The sequence below is a fragment of the Saprospira grandis str. Lewin genome, assembly GCF_000250635.1.
GTDB classification, from domain to species: Bacteria; Bacteroidota; Bacteroidia; order Chitinophagales; family Saprospiraceae; genus Saprospira; species Saprospira grandis.
Genome location: NC_016940.1, coordinates 3181532 through 3197920, shown reverse-complemented (window position 1 = coordinate 3197920; position 16389 = coordinate 3181532). Strand labels below are relative to the sequence as shown.

Annotated in this window: 14 protein-coding genes; 2 read left to right on the top strand and 12 right to left on the bottom strand. The window is 48.6% G+C overall.

The features are described from left to right. Positions 1–3: 3 nt before the first annotated feature. The 6 genes from SGRA_RS14095 to ribD all read right to left on the bottom strand — a co-directional run bounded on the left by SGRA_RS14095 (position 4) and on the right by ribD (position 5477). The gene (locus tag SGRA_RS14095) at positions 4–1122 is read right to left on the bottom strand and encodes an AAA family ATPase (RefSeq protein ID WP_015693427.1); all 1119 of its coding nucleotides are present in this window, start codon (positions 1120–1122) and stop codon (positions 4–6) included. 17 nt (positions 1123–1139) lie between these two features. After that, positions 1140–1904, bottom strand: a complete 765-nt coding sequence (locus SGRA_RS14090; protein WP_015693426.1) for a leucine-rich repeat domain-containing protein — start codon at positions 1902–1904, stop codon at positions 1140–1142. A 9-nt stretch (positions 1905–1913) separates the two neighbouring features. Then, entirely contained in the window at positions 1914–2342 is a 429-nt protein-coding gene (locus tag SGRA_RS14085) for a hypothetical protein (RefSeq protein WP_148268474.1), read from the bottom strand. A 173-nt stretch (positions 2343–2515) separates the two neighbouring features. Continuing rightward, a complete protein-coding gene (locus tag SGRA_RS14080; protein WP_015693424.1) occupies positions 2516–3295 on the bottom strand; it encodes a hypothetical protein in 780 nt (259 codons plus the stop codon). A 229-nt stretch (positions 3296–3524) separates the two neighbouring features. Then, the gene (locus SGRA_RS14075; protein WP_245538562.1) at positions 3525–4427 is read right to left on the bottom strand and encodes an EamA family transporter; all 903 of its coding nucleotides are present in this window, start codon (positions 4425–4427) and stop codon (positions 3525–3527) included. A gap of 3 nt (positions 4428–4430) precedes the next feature. Next, positions 4431–5477, bottom strand: coding sequence for a bifunctional diaminohydroxyphosphoribosylaminopyrimidine deaminase/5-amino-6-(5-phosphoribosylamino)uracil reductase RibD (gene ribD, locus SGRA_RS14070; RefSeq protein WP_015693422.1), 1047 nt, complete (start codon positions 5475–5477; stop codon positions 4431–4433). 181 nt (positions 5478–5658) lie between these two features. Here ribD and SGRA_RS14065 point away from each other — a divergent pair, with 181 nt between their 5' ends. Further along, positions 5659–6435 carry a ParA family protein gene (locus SGRA_RS14065; RefSeq protein WP_015693420.1) on the top strand — a complete coding sequence of 259 codons (777 nt, stop codon included), beginning with the start codon at positions 5659–5661 and terminating at the stop codon, positions 6433–6435. A 59-nt stretch (positions 6436–6494) separates the two neighbouring features. Here the strand turns inward: SGRA_RS14065 and SGRA_RS14060 are convergent, their stop codons facing one another. From SGRA_RS14060 to SGRA_RS14045, 4 genes are read right to left on the bottom strand one after another with little or no spacing between them, the layout of a single operon-like run. After that, on the bottom strand, positions 6495–7232 hold the full coding sequence (locus SGRA_RS14060; RefSeq protein ID WP_015693419.1) for an outer membrane lipoprotein-sorting protein: 738 nt from the start codon (positions 7230–7232) through the stop codon (positions 6495–6497). 59 nt (positions 7233–7291) lie between these two features. Then, positions 7292–8566 (bottom strand): ABC transporter permease, encoded by a 1275-nt coding sequence (locus tag SGRA_RS14055; RefSeq protein WP_015693418.1) that lies wholly within the window; start codon positions 8564–8566, stop codon positions 7292–7294. Then, positions 8563–9708: an ABC transporter permease gene (locus tag SGRA_RS14050; RefSeq protein ID WP_015693417.1), complete on the bottom strand. Its 1146-nt coding sequence runs from the start codon at positions 9706–9708 to the stop codon at positions 8563–8565. Before SGRA_RS14050 ends, SGRA_RS14055 begins: the two co-directional genes overlap by 4 nt. Continuing rightward, positions 9705–10415, bottom strand: a complete 711-nt coding sequence (locus SGRA_RS14045; RefSeq protein WP_015693416.1) for an ABC transporter ATP-binding protein — start codon at positions 10413–10415, stop codon at positions 9705–9707. Before SGRA_RS14045 ends, SGRA_RS14050 begins: the two co-directional genes overlap by 4 nt. Before the next feature lie 1588 nt (positions 10416–12003). Here SGRA_RS14045 and SGRA_RS14030 point away from each other — a divergent pair. Then, entirely contained in the window at positions 12004–14652 is a 2649-nt protein-coding gene (locus tag SGRA_RS14030; RefSeq protein ID WP_041329675.1) for an AAA family ATPase, read from the top strand. Here the strand turns inward: SGRA_RS14030 and SGRA_RS14025 are convergent. Then, complete coding sequence (locus tag SGRA_RS14025) at positions 14649–15305, bottom strand: glycoside hydrolase family 25 protein (RefSeq protein WP_015693412.1); 657 nt, start codon at positions 15303–15305, stop codon at positions 14649–14651. The two genes, SGRA_RS14030 and SGRA_RS14025, sit on opposite strands and share 4 nt — an antisense overlap. Then, entirely contained in the window at positions 15305–16300 is a 996-nt protein-coding gene (locus tag SGRA_RS14020; protein WP_015693411.1) for a sugar phosphate nucleotidyltransferase, read from the bottom strand. The genes SGRA_RS14025 and SGRA_RS14020 overlap by 1 nt, the downstream gene beginning before the upstream one ends. Between the last annotated feature and the right edge of the window lie 89 nt (positions 16301–16389).

Sequence of the window (16389 nt, the reverse complement as noted above, 5' to 3'; positions counted from 1 at the left end):
GTTTTACATCTTCTGCAAAAGCAATTTGCCAATCTCAGGGTCGGTCATAATTACTTTAAGGTGCTTGTTGGGCGAGGCCACTAGGTCTTGGGCCATCGCCAAGCGGATGTCATTGGGCAGGAAGTCGATTTTGATAAAGGACTTTATATTTTGCAATTGCTCTTTGTTGGGCTTGACGCTATTGATATTTAGAAAGTTGACCAAACGCGTGCAAATGGTGGCCAAAATATCTACCCGCAAACTGCCCTTAGAAACCACCGACTTAATTGGCGAAAGCACTTCTTTCTTAAAGTCTGTGGCATTAAGAATATCTTCTGGGCTAATCAATTTGGCCAAGTTGTTATTGACAAAAGAGAGAAAGGCCGCCACCGTATTGCTATCCAAAGCCGAATCAGCTAGTAGCTGAACAAGGCCCAACTCCGCCGAAAGATCCGGAATATCACTAATCGACTCAAAGAATTGCACCAAGGAACGAGGGGTGGTCCGTTCTCCAGTGACCAACTCCGGATAGGTCAATACAAAGTTAATTCCCCTGGGGTCCAACCCATATTCCTCGGCCCATTTGGCCCATTCTTTCACATCAAATTCCATGGTAATGTGCATCATGCGGGTAAGCATGGCATCATCCATGGGCGTAACCGAATAATCGCCCCCATCGGGGTTGGCCGTTAGTACAATCTGCCAACCTTTGGGCAACTTCCAGCTCACTAGCTCATAATTTTGCAAAAGCTGCATAATCCCTCTCAGGATGCGGTCATCTGCTCGGTTGACATCATCAATTAAGAGAATGCCAGGCCCTTCTTCTTGAGGCACCCAATTGGGGGGAGAGAAACGAGTTCGGCCCTCCTCATCAATTCGGGGCATGCCCACCAAATCGCCCATTTCCTCAAATTGAGCTGGCGCTATATAAGCCAACTGATAGCCCTTTTCTCGAGCCATGCTTTCTACCAACTGCGTTTTGCCAATTCCATGCTTTCCCCAAATGCAAATGGGCGTTTTGGGGCGATTTTGCTCCTCCATCCGCGCATTGGTTTTTAGAATATGCTCCACAAAGCTGCGAAGTTCTGAGGCATTGGTTTTGGTGCCGTAATAGAGGTAGTGATGTTGTTCTGATATAGACATAAGAGGGAAAATTCTTCCTAAAAATAAATATTTACATCGCTCAGCTGGCGGCTAAGGTTGCGCTTTTGGCTGGCCGATAATTGGTTGCGCTCTAGATGCAGCATTTGCAAATTACTCATTTGCGGCAGATTATAAGGCAGGCGATCAATTTGATTGTCGCCTAGGTCCAAAATCCGAAGTTTGGGCAGGGCACAAAGCTCTTCGGGCAAACGCTTTAGACGATTGCCCCGAACAATCAGCTTCTCCAGATTTTGTAGCTGGGCCAAGGCCCTAGGCAATTCCGTCAACTGATTGTCCATCAGGACTAGGGCCTGTAGTTGCTCCAACTGGGCCAAAGCATTGGGCAGTTGGCTCAGGCTACAACTATTTAGCGAAAGCGAACGCAAAAGAGAGAGCTGCCCCAAACTTTCAGGCAGCTCCCCCAAAGGATTATAATGGATCTGTAGCTGCTCCAACGCCCTAAGTTCTGCCAAATTATCGGGCAATTTAGGCAGGTAGTTATGGCTCAGACTCAGGCTGCGCAAATTGGCAAAGTACCCCAAAGGCTGCGGCAGTTCGGCTAGTGGCTCATAATGCAAACTCCAGGCTGTTAAGGCCCCCAAAAGCGCTTCCTGAGCAGTTTCTACCGCCCAATGCAAACCCGCTGGCTGCCGAACAATCAGTTCTGCCAGAGCTGCATCAGCAGGCAAGGGAGCAAAGGACTGCGCCAAGATAAACCCCAGCTCCCAGCCCTCTTCCGCTGCTAATAAACGCTTTAAGTTTGCTAGTTCTGCCGCTTGCATAAAGGCTAATTACTTTTTTTCCATTTCTTCAGATACCTTCACGACCTCTTCCGCCAATTTGCGAATATCTTTTTGGGCCGCCGCATTGGGATCCTCTGCAGAACGAGCCGATTTTGCCCCTTCTGCCGCAGCAAGCATTTCTTTAATGCGCTGACGCTCGGCCTCCAAATCCTTCAATTTCTGGGCGTAGTCTTGCTCCTTATCGGCCTCTTTGAGGTTGTCAATGGCCTTGTCCAATTTGTCCAAAACCTCATCATAAGTGCCCGCTTCTACCTTGTCTTTTTCATGGTTAAAGACCTCCACTACCGTCTGCCCAAAGTCCTTTGCAGAACCCAACAACTTATTGCGAACCGCCTTGTCTTCTGGCGTTCCCAATACAGACACATAGACAATCCAACCAATTAAGGCCACTACTACCAAAGAAATTAGCTTTTTCATACGCTCGTTTTTAGTTTTTGAATAAGAATATTTTTTTGGGGCCTCCGCTGCGGCTTCGCCTTGCTGCGCTACGTTTCGCAGCTCGCTGTTCGCTCGGCCCTGCGCAAAAAACAAGTTTTTGCTGGGTCTGCGGCTGCGCCGCACTGCTGCACATCGCTAGGCCATTAAGCCCCTTAGTTGGCGCCTGTTTTCATTTTATACTTCTTTTCTAATTTTGCTTTTTTCGCCGCCTTGGGCTTCCTGCGATAAAACTCCTGCTCTTCTTTGGTCAGAAAAGGAACCACCAAAGACAAACGGATCCCAAATTGCCCGCCTTTTTGTGTTATTTCATTAAAGCTGACATTTTGGTCCAAATTGAAATCGCTTTGTAAAGCATAGAGGTCCAATGGACGATATGCCCGATAATATGGACGAATCTTAAAGATATAAAATAAGCGCTCTCGTTGCTCTTTTTTTAGCAAAAAGCGAAAAGGAAAGGCCAATTCCGCATAAAGCTCGCCCCAAATATTATAGTTCTTTATCGGGACCAGATAGTCGCCCCCAAAAGAATAGCGATAACGCATTTGGCCCATATGCAAGCTGCCGCCAATACTATGAAACTTTGACTTAAAAGGCCGAAAGCCTACACTAGCATCCGCAGAGATAAGGCTGTATTCTAGTTCTACCGTTTCTTTGAGCAATTGCAGATTGATACTGCTGAGCTTCCGCCCCAAATAGCCAAAACCCAAGGCCACATCCGCTACATAAGAATAACGCCCCAAGCCAAAGCGATAGCCATGCAAGGCACCCAAATCGCCTAAGTTATGCCCCTCTCGCTCATTAAATTCTGTAACAATGGCAGACAGCTCATCGGATTGAAAACTGCTGTATTCATAGCCGCCATAGGCATAGTATTGCCCCCAGCTGCTGCCCGCAGAAATTAGAAATAAGAGTAAGAAAGTAATCTGTTTCATTATACTGTTTTAATTAAATACTATCGGAAAGGCTTGGCCTTGGCCTTTTTTGGGGAGGGCGAAGCCCTGCCCCGCTGAGGCTGGCGGAACCGCCAGCCCTTTCTCGGCTGAGGGATGGGCAGCAGTGGCCGAAGGCCAGACCCAAGCCGCCGCAGGCGGCTGCAGGGCCGAGCAGACCTGCGAGCTGCGATACAGCCCGACCCGAGCGAAGCGAGGGGCAGCCCCAAAATCATTGAGAATAAGCCATCAATAAGATAGCGAAAATGGCTAAAAGCACCCCAATATAATTGATTTTTGACAAACGTTCACGAAAGAAAAAGAGCCCCAATAAGGCTGTGGCCATCACAATACTAATGTTGTTGATGGGCAAAACAACTGATTTGTCCCAAACGTTGAAGGCCAGCAACAAAAAGACGATCGAGAAGTAGTTGGGGATGCCCAAAGCTAAACCGCCCCCTACATTTTTCCAAGACCAAGAAGCCTTGCCACTTACTAATTGATAGAGGTAAACCACAGCCCCCGCCAAACCCGCCGAAGCAAAAATGGCCGTAGTAAAAGCCGCCGATTCTTCCTGAGTATCATCTAAAATGTTTTGCTGCACATACTGCAAAAGGACCTCAATCAAGCCACTGCCGCTAAAGCTATAGATGGGAAAAAACCAAAGCAATAACAGGCTGCCGCCCTGGGCCAAATACTGCTGCCGCTCTTGTTTTCGGCTATCGCCCTCGGCTAGTTTTTCGGGCCAATTGCTGGCCAATACAGCCGCAAAGGCCAAGCCCAAACCAATAATTTTCAAGCTGCCCGCAGGCTCTTTAAAGGCAATAATAGCATAGGGCACCGAAACCAAAAGCGACATCTTTTGGAGGACCGAAGAAATAGTTATCCCAAATAAACGCACCGTCAGACCCACCGCATAAAAGCAACTGATGAAGATGATCCCCAAAATGAAGGCGTAGGGCATATAAGGCGCCCCCAAATCAAACAGTTGACCATTGTATAGCCCGCCCGCCAACACACAGACAAAGTAGTTGATCACAATGGCCCCAAAGGTGTCTACCCCCAAACGAGGAAAGAGCTTGAAAACCGTAATCAAAGCGGTTGAGCAAAGGATACTCAAAAGAAGATATAACACAGTTTAGTCGTTGCGGTAATAAATTTCTACCCGATTATCAAATAGAGGCTGTACGCTCCTCAAATAGTTTTTGGGCGCTATGGGCGCCCCAATGCCTTGGCCCAAAATATCGGAAGATCGCAAAATGCGAATCTCATCCCATAGGCCCGCCGACAGAAAGCTCTGCAAAAGCTGTGCGCCCCCCTCCACTAAGACCGATTGTAGGCCTAGCTGCTGCCAATCGGCGCAAAGTTCCTCCAAAAGCTGCTCATAGGGAAGCTGGACAAAGCTGAGGTTCTTTTGCTCTAAAGCGGGCGGAATGGCCCGATACACTCTTGTCGCTTGCTGTCCATCAAATAGTTGTAGCCCCTTAGGCAACTGCCCCTCTCGGTCCAAAACCATCCGCAGCGGTTGCCGACCAAAATGATGGCGATTGCTCAAGGCGGGATTGTCTACCACTGCTGTTTTTCGGCCCACAAGTATAGCCGACTCCTGGCTGCGCCAACGGTGGTTGATCCGACTAGAAATGGGGTTGGAGATTCGAAGGTTCTCCCCTTCTCTCCCCATAATATCATCTAGGGAACAGGCCCACTTGAGGACAATATAGGGGCGTTTTTGCCCTATATGCCGAAAAAAACGTCGATTCAGCCAGGCCGCTTCTTCTTCCAAAACCCCTACTTTCACCTCATGCCCCAAAGCCTTCAAGCGAGCAATGCTCTTGCCGCCCACCTTCTCAAAGGGATCCGCCTGAGCAATGACCACCCTTGGAATCTTATGCTGCACAATCAAATCTACACAGGGGGGCGTTCGGCCATGATGAAAACAAGGCTCTAAGGTCACATAGATGGTCGATTGGGCCAAAAGCGACTGATCTTGGACCGAACGAACCGCCAAGACCTCCGCATGCGGCTCTCCCGCCTTCTGATGAAAACCCTCCCCAATGATGCGCCCCTGATGCACAATCACGGCCCCCACTCTGGGGTTCGGCTGCTGACTCCCCCCACTCAAACGAGCCAAAGAGATGGCCCGACTCATGTATTTTTTGTCTAATTGTTCTATCGTCTCTTTCATGGCCCAAAGCTAATACTTTTTTCGATTTTGAAATGCTTTGCCTCTCCCCTGCTTTAGTCCCTCTAGCCGCAAATTATGAAGAGCGAAAAGCGCAAAAAGATATTTTTTTACTATTTTGGGCGGGCTAGCCTATCGCTTTTAGCAGAATGCTAGCAATTTAGTAAAGACTAATAAGAAGACCATGAGTATTATCATATCCCTATTGAACCACAAAGGAGGCGTTGGCAAAACTACCTCTGCGATCAACCTAGGCGCCGCCCTGGTCAAATTAAATAAAAAAGTACTGCTTGTCGATCTCGATCCTCAGGCTAACTTGACGATCTCTCTGGGTATTCCTAGACAAAGAGTGACGATCTATGAAAATATGCGCGGCGATGCAGAACTCCAACCCTATAATGTGAAGGAGGATTTTGATGTCATCACCTCTTCGCTAGACCTCTCTGGGGCCGAAATGGAACTCATCAATGAGCCCGGCCGAGAGTATATCCTCCGAGAACTCTTTGAGCCCGTTCAAGAGGAATATGATTATGTCATCATCGATTGCCCACCCTCGCTCGGCTTGCTGACCCTCAACGCACTCACCGCCAGTAATTTTGTTTTCATTCCCGTGCAAACTGAATTTTTGGCCCTGCAAGGACTCGCCAAGATCAAACAGATTACCGATAAGGTCAGCTTCCGCCTCAATAAGAAACTAAAGATGGGCGGCGTAATCGCTACCATGTACGATAGCCGCAAAATTCTTAATCGCGATATCGTGAGCACCATCAAGAAGTATTTTGGAGATAAGGTATTCAAAACCAAGATTCGTAGCAATGTCTCTTTGGCCGAAGCCCCCTCTCAGCATAAGGATATCTTTGAGTATAATAAGTCTTCTAATGGCGCCAAAGATTATCTCGCCCTCGCTAAAGAAGTGGTGGGCCGCCTAGAGGAAGCCCCTCAAAAAAAATCAGATGCCTAAAGGCTAGATGATAAGGCCAAAAAGGGCTGTCGGAATTCTCCGACAGCCCTTTTTCTTTGCTAGCGCTTCAATACGCTTTTATTAAAGTAATATTCTGGAATCGCTTCATCTAAGGCTAGCTCCAAAAGAATAAAGTCGGTCCCCTTGCCCTTTTTTAAGGCATCTTTATAATGCGTGACCGTGGGGTAATAACGATCGCCAAATGCCTTGACCTCCGAGAAGGTCAATTCCTTGAGCAGTTGGCCACTCTTGGCATATAGTTCTTCTTTTAGGGGGACATAATAGCCCTGATCTACCCAAATTTTTCGCTTGGGGTAGCTCAAACCCTCTACCTTGGCCAATAGCTCCAAAACCCAGACCTGCTGTCCCTGCAGTTCTTCTTCACCCAACAAACGCAGACTATAGATCTCTTGCAGTTTTCGGTCTTCCATCATATCCTCATAAGAAAGGTCAGAGCCCATAACCGACTGCCGAAGCATATGCCCCGATAATTGAATACTCCGATCCGTTGCAGGCGAATAAATCCATAGGCGATCGCCTAACTTAAGCATTTTGGTCCCTCGCTCCCTAGCCGGGGCCAGGTATTCGGTATAGGCCTTTTGGCTCCCCTCCGAATACGTTCGACTTTCTACGGTTCGGCTGCCTCGACGGCCATGAATGACCATCTGACTGCGACTAATTTGCGTCTTGGCATTCATGTTTTCATCCATCTTGGCAATGATCTCACTGGCCGTTTGGGCCCAGTTTGGCGCCATCATAAAGAGGCTTAACACAAGGCTACATAATATTTTTTGCATCTCTTTTCTGTTTTGTTTTTTTGGGGCTCGGTCTAGCCTTCGGCCCTTTGGACCAATTTCTAGGCCTCCAATTCCTTAAATAAATTGGCGGTGCTTCTTTGATAGATGCCCAAGCCCGCTAGCATACTACCCAAAAGGCTGGCCAAAAGGCCCGGAATAAAGCCAATATAGAGCAGCTCTACTGTTAATTTAGCCCTAAAGACCGAAGGCATCATCACATTAGATTGCTCCAAAGCCCCATCTAGGTCAATACCATATAGTTGTAGGTAGTAGCAAAGCCCCAGCCCGACTAATGTGCCCAAAAAAGAGCCCAAGCCACCAATGAGTAGAGACTCTATACAAAGGGCCGTATATATCTGCCCTTTGGCCTCGCCCAAAGCCAAGCGAATACCAAACTCTTTATAGCGTCTCAAGCCACCTAAAAGGCCCATATTCCAAAGGACAATAGACATGGCCAGCACAAAGATGCCTATAATTAAAGTAGACATATTATTCGCATAGTCTACATATTGGCCCAGGTTGTTTTGTGCCCTGAGCGGAAGCATAATAGGCGCAAATTCATCGGGATTCTTCGCTTGCTTCTCATTAAAGGCCGCTGCAATGCTCTTGGCCCTTTCTGCCGAATAACTATTGCCCTTAAAGTAACCCAAGATCTCTGCCGCCGCATCTTGCATATCCAGAAAATCCTCCGCATCGGCTAAATTCATGATGAGGCTGCTGCGATCCATGGCCAGCACCCCAAAGCGAATGACGCCCACCAATTGGTAGTTTCTAAAGCTCATGCTGCCCTCCATCGTGCTGCCCATCAAACTGAAACTTTGGCCCAATTCTATGCCCAAGCGCCTAGCAAATTCCTCCCCCATCAGGACCTCCTGCGGCTGTTCTGGCAAACGCCCTTTATATAGAGATTTTTGCAGGTTCAGTCTTTGGGCCTCTCCCAAACTAGGATGGCTAAGGTCTAGGGCCGTTACATTGGCGGGACCTTGGGCCTGCGTTTCCCCCTGAGCATTGGCCAAATCTACTAGCCCACCAAAGCGAAGCCTGGGCGTCCAGATAAGCTCAGGGTACTCCTGCCGCAAATGGGCCAGCAGACTGTCGGCCTCATAAAGGGCCAGGTCATTGGGCTTTTGGCTAGCTAGCTCGGCATAGGCCCGGCTCATCACTTTGAGATGCCCCGTCTCTAGGCGGGCATTCTGCTCGATAATATCATTAAACACCCCCTGCATAAACCCAGACAAGAAGACCGTGAGCAATACCCCCATGCCCGTGACCAAGATGGGGAAAAAGCTGCGAGAACGATCTCGCCAAATGCCTTTAAGTAGAAAGTAGATCATTGTAATTTTCCTTTTAGGGCGGCAACGGGGCTCATCCGAGCGATCTTCCTTGCGGGCCAATAACTGACCAGAAAAGAGCTGCCTAAAATAATCAAGCTCGTTTTTAGAATGAGGGCCCAGCTATAGACCGGATAAATGGCCTTGCCCATACTCACCCCCATTTCATCGGCCATTTCGGGCATGGGGATGCCGTTTTGGGCCAAATAATAGAGCAATGCCCCCCCATATAAACCGCCCAAGAAGAGGCCCAAGATGGCATATAGCCCTCCTTCTAAAGTAAAGAGCAGCTGAACTTCTTTTGGGCTCATCCCTAAGGAGATATAGGTCCCAATTTCTTTTTGCCGCTTAAATATAGACAGGACCTGGGTATCAAAAAGGGCCAAAAGGGCTATGGCCAACAAAATGTAATAGCTAAACTGCGAGCTGCCTTTTTTGGCTTCAATAATCTTATTGATGGGGGCCAGTAGGATCTCCAACTCTTGCCAATTGGCCCCTGCCACTGACTGCGGTTCAGCCTTGGCGGACACCCAAATATTAGCTTTGTTTTCTAGGCCCGTTTTAGCTTGCAAGCTCGAGAGCTCTACCCAAATTTGCCCTTGGTCCACGCTAGGCAGCGGGCTATCAAAAACGCCCACTATTTCTATTTCTTGAGCATCGAAACTGCCTTTTTGGTCTCGCCAGCGCATCAAAAGACGGTCACCTTTTTGGAGCTGGCAGTTTTTGGCCATTCTGCGACCAATGAGGGCGGGAAACTGGGCCTGACTTTCGGCCAAAAGAGCCGTAGGCAGGGCCAATAGTTCTTGTTGGGCGGGAATTCCTTTGATGATGAGGGGATACATGCGGCCATCGGGATAAATACTGCCCTGCCGCCATAATATAGGCGTTCCCTCTAGGCTGTTGGGCCAATCCTTTAGGCCCTCCTGATAAGAAAAGGGATCCAAGGGATCAAATCCTTGGGCCCAATACTGCCCCGCGGCAAACTCCCAAGCAATACTATCCTGTTTGGCCGACTGGTTCCAGCCGTCTAACAGACCATTGATAAAGAGAATCAAGACAAAAACGAGGGAGAGAATGCTGGCATTGAGCCAGGTCCGCAGGCCAGCCCCCTTCAGATTCCGATAGGCTAAGGTCCAGGCTATCATTCGCTTACTGTTTTAGGAGTTTTGGCCTCATCCTTTTCGATTTCTCCGTCTCGAAGATGGATGATGCGCTCTAGGTAGGCCATTACTTTCTCATCATGGGTAGAAAATAGAAAGCTCGTGCCTAATTCTTGATTCAGGCGGCGCATCAGACGCATAATATTATGTGCATTGGCGGCATCTAGGTTGGCGGTGGGTTCATCGGCCAAGATTAACTTGGGCCGTTTGACAATAGCGCGGGCAATGGCCACTCTTTGGCCCTCTCCGCCCGATAATTTATCGGGTTTTTTATTGGCCAAATGCGCAATGCCCAACCATTCTAGGGCTTCTTTTACGGCTTTTTGGCGCTCTGCCTTGCTCTTTTTTTGGAGCAGTAAGGGAAACTCTACATTTTCAAAAACAGTATAGACGGGCAGAAGGTTAAATTGCTGAAAAATAAACCCCAGCTCTAAGTTCCTAAAGTTAGCCGCCGCCTTGGCGCTCATTTTGGCCACATCTTGGCCCAAAACAATAGCCTCTCCCTCCGAGGGTTGGTCCAAGCCACCAATAATATTGAGCAGGGTGGTTTTACCTGAGCCCGAGGGACCGACTAGGCCCGCAAATTCTGCCGCCTGCATACTTAGGCTCAAGTCTTTTAGGGCCGTAAACTCTCCTTCGCCCAAAGGAAAGCGCTTATAGATATGTTTAAGGGCGAAGATTTCTTCTTTCATCTTGCTAGAGGATTGTTGCTGTTGCTTAGGCGGCCAAGGCTAGGCTGCCTTTCTACTGAAGATAAGACTTCGCTAAGAAATAGACTGCTGATTGCTAAAAATATTCTGGAAGGCCCTCTTTTTTGGCCCTTTCTAACCACCGCTTAATGGCAGGCGGCTCTCCCAGACTTCATGCCTAGGCCATAACTATGGCATCTTTAAGAAAATGGATGTTTTTTGATGTTTTTTTTGGGGGCTGCCCCGCCCTGCGGGCGGGTCGGGCTGTGTCGCAGCTCGCAGTTCTGCTCGGCCCTGCGCCAAAAAGCGTAAAGCGCTTTTTGGCTAGGTCTGGCCCTTCGGGCCACTGCTTTCCATCCCTCAGCCGCGGGCGCTTCGCGCCCTTCTGGACCCTCGCCCTTTGCTTTGGGCTAGATTCCCTATATATATAGTATGCGACTAAACTTTGTCTATTTATAGGGTTTTGTCTTTAAGCTGCTGTTTTCCTTAGCCAATAGGCCAGCTATAATAATGAGTGTACAGCAAGTTTCCCTTTAGCTCTAGGAGATTCCCCCTGACCATCTGGATACTTACATTTGAGCTGGGGGATTCCCCCTAGCCATCTGGATCCTTACATTTAGGCTGGGGGATTCCCCCTGGCCATCTGGATCATTACATTTGAGCTGGGGGATTCCCCCTGGCCATCTGGATCCTTACATTTAGGCTGGGGGATTCCCCCTAGCCATCTGGATCGTTACATTTAACTGTGGGGATTCCCCCTAGCCATCTGGATCGTTACATTTAAGCTGGGGGATTCCCCCTAGCCATCTGGATCGTTACATTTAACTGTGGGGATTCCCCACAGCCGTCTGGATCGTTACATTTAGCTGTGGGGATTCCCCACAGCCGTCTGGATCGTTACATTTAGCTGTGGGGATTCCCCACAGCCATCTGGATCGTTACATTTAGCCGTGGGGATTCCCCAAAACCGTCTGGATCCTTACATTTAGCTCCGGGGATTCCCCAAAGGCGCCTGGATCCTTACATTTAGCTCCGGGGATTCCCCACGAGGCATCTGGATCCTTACATTTAGTCTCCGGGGATTCCCCAGAGGCATCTGGATCCTTACATTTAGCTCCGGGGATTCCCCAGAGGCGTCTGGATCCTTACATTTGGCTCTGGCGTGGCGCCGGAGCCATCTGGATCGTTACATTTAACTCTGGCGTGGCGCCGGAGCCATCTGGATCATTACATTTAGCTCCGGGGGTATCTAAATGGTCCTATTGCTTTTTTGGGGTACTCCCCTACTAGCGTTGATTTATAAGCGCTTAGGCGCTAAAATATGAAGCGAAGCCTTTTTATCTCCTAAAATTGGGGGCCGAAGTAGTAGGCCCAGAGAAAAAAAGGCCGTTGAGCGGCCCAGCGCTGCGGAGGGGTGGCCGCAGGCCAGACCGAAGCCGCCGCAGGCGGCTGAAGGGCCGAACAGACCTGTGAGCCCCGCAGCATAGCGGCGGCCAGCTTGGCAGAGCCAAGCTGGCCGCGGGACCCAAAAAATAAAACTTGCAGAAAGAAAGTTAAACAACTATATTAGATAGTTAATAAAAAGCGATCTATGTCAAAATTAATCGACCCGAACTTTAAGCCGTACAAATACTTGGATCTCAAGACCTACTGTACGGTAGAATGGTTAGCGGGCAATAAAAAGAAATATCGGCAAGTATTTGACCGCTATGAAACGGCACATATCTATGCGGAGCTGACCTTTTATAATAAGTTATTTGATGAGGAGGACTGGGTAGTGAAGGTCAACCTCAAGTGTTATTCCCTAAAGAAGGGGCGTAAAGAGCTCTGCGACCTTAGTTTTGAGCGCAAAGTAAGTCGTTATGACAACTGTGTTTATATTCGAGAAGGCTGGGGAAACAAAAAAGTAGGTAATTTTTGGAAGGCCGGTAGTTACTACTGGGAAGCCTATATAGATGGGGAGAAAGTAGCGACTCGGTACTTTTATATAGAGGATACGGGAAAGAAGACCTTAGATATTAAGCACTACTTGCAGTTAAAGTCGGCCAAAATGTTTGAGGCGCCTTATAATGCCTCCTTAGCGGAAGAAGAAAAAGTATATTTGAAGACTTTTCCGGCCAATGAGACGCGTTATGTGCATATAGATTTGGGCTTAGAGAACATGTTTCGGGCAAAATCCTGGCATTGTGAGTTGGTGGTACGGGTCTATAACTCGGCTCGGCAGCTCAAGGGAGAGGCCACGCACTTGCAGAGCATTGAGGCCGAAGAAGAAGTTTTGGAGATTGAGTTGCAGTGGGGCTCTAATGTGAAGGGCTCTTGGAGCAAGGGGCAGTATACGGCCGAAATCATCTTTATGGACCAACTGCTGGCCATTTTGCCTTTTACCGTAGATGAAGAGGCGGAAGAAGGGATTGTGGGATGTATCTTGCCCAATCAATTTCAGCCAATGGCCTTGCCGGGGCTGGATGGACAAGGCGAAGATTTTGAGGAAGTGATGCAAGGTTTGGATCGTTTGATTGGCTTGGCGGCCATCAAGCAGAAGTTGCGCGACCATGCCAACTACCTACAATTTCTGCAACTGCGTAGAGACAAGGGCTTTGCGGAAACCGAAGAAATCAGTCTGCATGCCGTCTTTCAGGGCAACCCGGGGACGGGGAAAACCACCGTGGCCAAAATGATGGGGCGGCTCTACTCTAGTATGGGGCTCTTATCTAAGGGGCATGTACATGAAGTAGATCGGGTGGACCTTGTGGGCGAATACATTGGGCAGACTGCGCCTAAGGTCCGGGATGCGATTGAGAAAGCTCGTGGGGGTGTCCTTTTCATTGATGAGGCCTATGCCTTAGCGAGGACCAATGACGACAGCAAGGACTTTGGTCGAGAAGTCATTGAGATCTTGGTCAAAGAAATGTCTAATGGTCCGGGTGATATGGCCGTCATTGTGGCGGGATATCCTAAGGAAATGAAATACTTCTTAGGCTCTAATCCAGGCTTGCGTTCTCGTTTTAAGTTATTCTTTGACTTTAGCGACTACTTGCCCGATGAGCTATCGGCAATATCTAACTATGCTTGTCAGCAGAAGGGCGTTGTTTTATCGGAAGCGGGGCGGAAAGCCTTGGATCAGATGATTGTAGATGCTTTTCGGTCCAGAGACCGTAGTTTTGGCAATGCACGTTTTGTTTACGACCTCATAGAGGAGGCCAAAATCAATTTGGGCTTGCGGATTATGGGCAGCGAGGCGCCTCAGCAGTTTAGCAAAGAGGAATTAGAGACCATTAGTTTAGAAGATGTGCAGCGGATAGAGTTGGAAAGCCCCAAGCGCTTGCCCAACCTCCCTATAGATGAGCGTTTATTGACTGAGGCCATGAAAGAGCTCAACGAACTAATAGGTATGCAGAACATCAAGACGGAGATTGCCGAACTGGTACAGTTGGTTCGTTTCTATCGTCTGAGCCATCGGAATGTCCTTAATAAGTTCTTCTTGCATACTGTTTTTGTGGGGAATCCGGGAACGGGAAAGACCACAGTAGCCCGCATTTTGACCAAAATCTACAAGGCATTGGGTATTTTGGAGCGGGGGCATATGGTAGAGACCGACCGTCAGGGCTTGGTAGCGGGTTATGTGGGGCAAACCGCCATAAAAACCTCTGAGCGAATAGATGAGGCCATGGGAGGCGTTCTTTTCATAGACGAAGCCTATGCCTTGATCTCAGGCGGCAATGGCAGTTTGGCCAATGCCAGTGATTTTGGGGCCGAAGCCATACAGACCCTACTCAAGCGAATGGAAGACTCTAGAGGGCAATTCTTTGTTTTTGCTGCGGGTTATCCGGAGAACATGGAAAACTTCCTCAAGGTCAATCCGGGATTGCGTTCTCGTTTTGACAAAGTCTTGAAATTTGAGGATTACAAAAGCGAGGAGCTCTATTCTATAGCCTTGATGATGCTAGAAGAAGAAGGTTTAGAGTTGGAAGAAGCTGCGGCGGACTATCTTCGTCAGCATTTGGAGCAGCTCTATGAAGTGCGAGATAAATACTTTGGCAATGCTCGTTCGGTGCGTCAGCTCATCAATGAGGTCAGTCGCAGACAAAGTTTGCGTTTGGCAGCGCTAACAGAAGAAGAGCGGCAGCAGCTATCCTTGCAGCAGGTAAGTTATGCCGATGTAGCGGGCTTAGCAGCTGAAGGGGAAGAGCAGCTCTTTAATAAAAAGAGCATTGGATTTCGCTCCAAGGGCAATGCCTAATCGAGCAAGAGCCTCTTTAGCTCTTGGCGGCTAGCGGCAAACACATTAAGGTCGACCTGGGCGGGAATGCCTGGATGTCGGCCTTTATTTGTATACTGCCAAAACAACCAATTTTTGGTTGTGGGCATCTTTCGGTTATAGCGAGCGATCCAGAGGGGGTAAGCTTGAAACTCTGGATGCAGATAATCCTCATAAAACTTCATGGAGCTATAGATAATGGGCTTGCATTGGCAGGCCTCTTCTACCTTGTTGAGCCAAAGCGATACGCCGAGGCGGAGCTTTTGCGCCCCTACCCCATCCAGTTCCTCTACATCGAGGACGGGGGGCAGGTCGCCGGGGCCTAGGGGCACCGTTTCGAGAAAAAACTCGGCTTGTGCGATTGGCGAGCGTTGAGGTCTAAAAAAATGGTAGGCCCCTACGGGCAGGCCCTTCTTCTTGAGGGCCGTCCAATTATGCTCAAAGAGAGAATCTTGGTAATTATCGGCTTCTGTGGCCTTAATAAAAACAAAGTCGACCTTTTTTTCATCAAACTGTTCCCAATCGATTCGTTTTTGATAATGTGAAATATCTAGGCCTTTGACGGCATAGTCATCGGCTTGATGTTTACAAGAGAATAAAAGCGGCAGTAAGAGCAAGAGAGGGAAAAAGCGCATTAGGAAAAGTCAATTTCAGTGTTATCTCCAATATTTAGGCTTTGGCTAAGGCCCTTTACCGAGGCATCGCTACCAATGATAGATCGTTGCAAGACAGCCTCTTCTATACTGGCATAATTTCCAATAATAGAATCATAGATAATGGCTTGTTTGAGTTGGGCGCCATCTCCCACCGACACATTGGGGCCGAGGATAGAGTTCTCTATTTTGCAGCCTTTGCCAATGCGTACGGGGGGAATAATAATAGTATTTGTAAAACTATAGTGGGTACCTTCCTCTCGGTCGCGGCGTTGCAGCAGCATGGCATTGGTGGCTAGTAGAATCTCTTTTTTGCCACAATCAAACCAATTGCTAATAGGGCAGACGGAGATTTTGCAGCCTAGGCGGACCATCTGCATGAGGGCGTCGGTTAGTTGGAACTCATCCATAGTTTTGACCTCATGCTCTATAATATAGCTAAGGGCCGCAATCAGTTCGGGCACTTCACAGATCTTATAGATGCCCACGATGGCCATATTGGATTTGGGGATGCGGGGTTTTTCGACCACCTTACGGATATAGCGGTCCTCATCGAGCACCACCACCCCAAACTCTCGGGGGTCCTCTACTTTTTTGACCCCTAGGCAGGTAGTTTTGCTAGAGAGGATGCCTTGCAGGTCGCCATCTAGGATCGTATCGCCCAGCATAATCAAAAACTCGGGTTCCTGCATAAACTCCTTTTGGGCCAGCCAGATGGCATGCCCAAGGCCGAGGCGTTTTTCTTGGTAGATAAACACCTTTTTGAGGTCGGGATAACTATCTTCAATGTACTTGCGGATCTTATCGCCTAGATAGCCAATGACAAAAACAAACTCCTCTATTCCGTACTCTTGCAGCTGCTCAATAATAGCGGCAATAATGGGTTTACCGGCCACGGGAATAAGGGGTTTGGGTTGGGTGTAGGTATGCGGGCGCAATCGGGTGCCCGCTCCTGCTACAGGTATTAGCGCTTTCATAAAATAGGCTTCTGATGAGTGATAGACTGGCTTTAGGTGCTCCAAAATACAGCTTTTCCCGCAAATCGGGCAGCATCCAATTTCTTTTA

Excerpts from the sequence above, each read along its gene's own strand:
- SGRA_RS14095 (WP_015693427.1), bottom strand. The coding sequence starts at position 1,122 with ATGTCTATATCAGAACAACATCACTACCTCTATTACGGCACCAAAACC.
- SGRA_RS14090 (WP_015693426.1), bottom strand. The coding sequence starts at position 1,904 with ATGCAAGCGGCAGAACTAGCAAACTTAAAGCGTTTATTAGCAGCGGAA.
- SGRA_RS14085 (WP_148268474.1), bottom strand. The coding sequence starts at position 2,342 with ATGAAAAAGCTAATTTCTTTGGTAGTAGTGGCCTTAATTGGTTGGATT.
- SGRA_RS14080 (WP_015693424.1), bottom strand. The coding sequence starts at position 3,295 with ATGAAACAGATTACTTTCTTACTCTTATTTCTAATTTCTGCGGGCAGC.
- ribD (WP_015693422.1), bottom strand. The coding sequence starts at position 5,477 with ATGAAAGAGACGATAGAACAATTAGACAAAAAATACATGAGTCGGGCC.
- SGRA_RS14065 (WP_015693420.1), top strand. The coding sequence starts at position 5,659 with ATGAGTATTATCATATCCCTATTGAACCACAAAGGAGGCGTTGGCAAA.
- SGRA_RS14060 (WP_015693419.1), bottom strand. The coding sequence starts at position 7,232 with ATGCAAAAAATATTATGTAGCCTTGTGTTAAGCCTCTTTATGATGGCG.
- SGRA_RS14055 (WP_015693418.1), bottom strand. The coding sequence starts at position 8,566 with ATGATCTACTTTCTACTTAAAGGCATTTGGCGAGATCGTTCTCGCAGC.
- SGRA_RS14050 (WP_015693417.1), bottom strand. The coding sequence starts at position 9,708 with ATGATAGCCTGGACCTTAGCCTATCGGAATCTGAAGGGGGCTGGCCTG.
- SGRA_RS14045 (WP_015693416.1), bottom strand. The coding sequence starts at position 10,415 with ATGAAAGAAGAAATCTTCGCCCTTAAACATATCTATAAGCGCTTTCCT.
- SGRA_RS14030 (WP_041329675.1), top strand. The coding sequence starts at position 12,004 with ATGTCAAAATTAATCGACCCGAACTTTAAGCCGTACAAATACTTGGAT.
- SGRA_RS14025 (WP_015693412.1), bottom strand. The coding sequence starts at position 15,305 with ATGCGCTTTTTCCCTCTCTTGCTCTTACTGCCGCTTTTATTCTCTTGT.
- SGRA_RS14020 (WP_015693411.1), bottom strand. The coding sequence starts at position 16,300 with ATGAAAGCGCTAATACCTGTAGCAGGAGCGGGCACCCGATTGCGCCCG.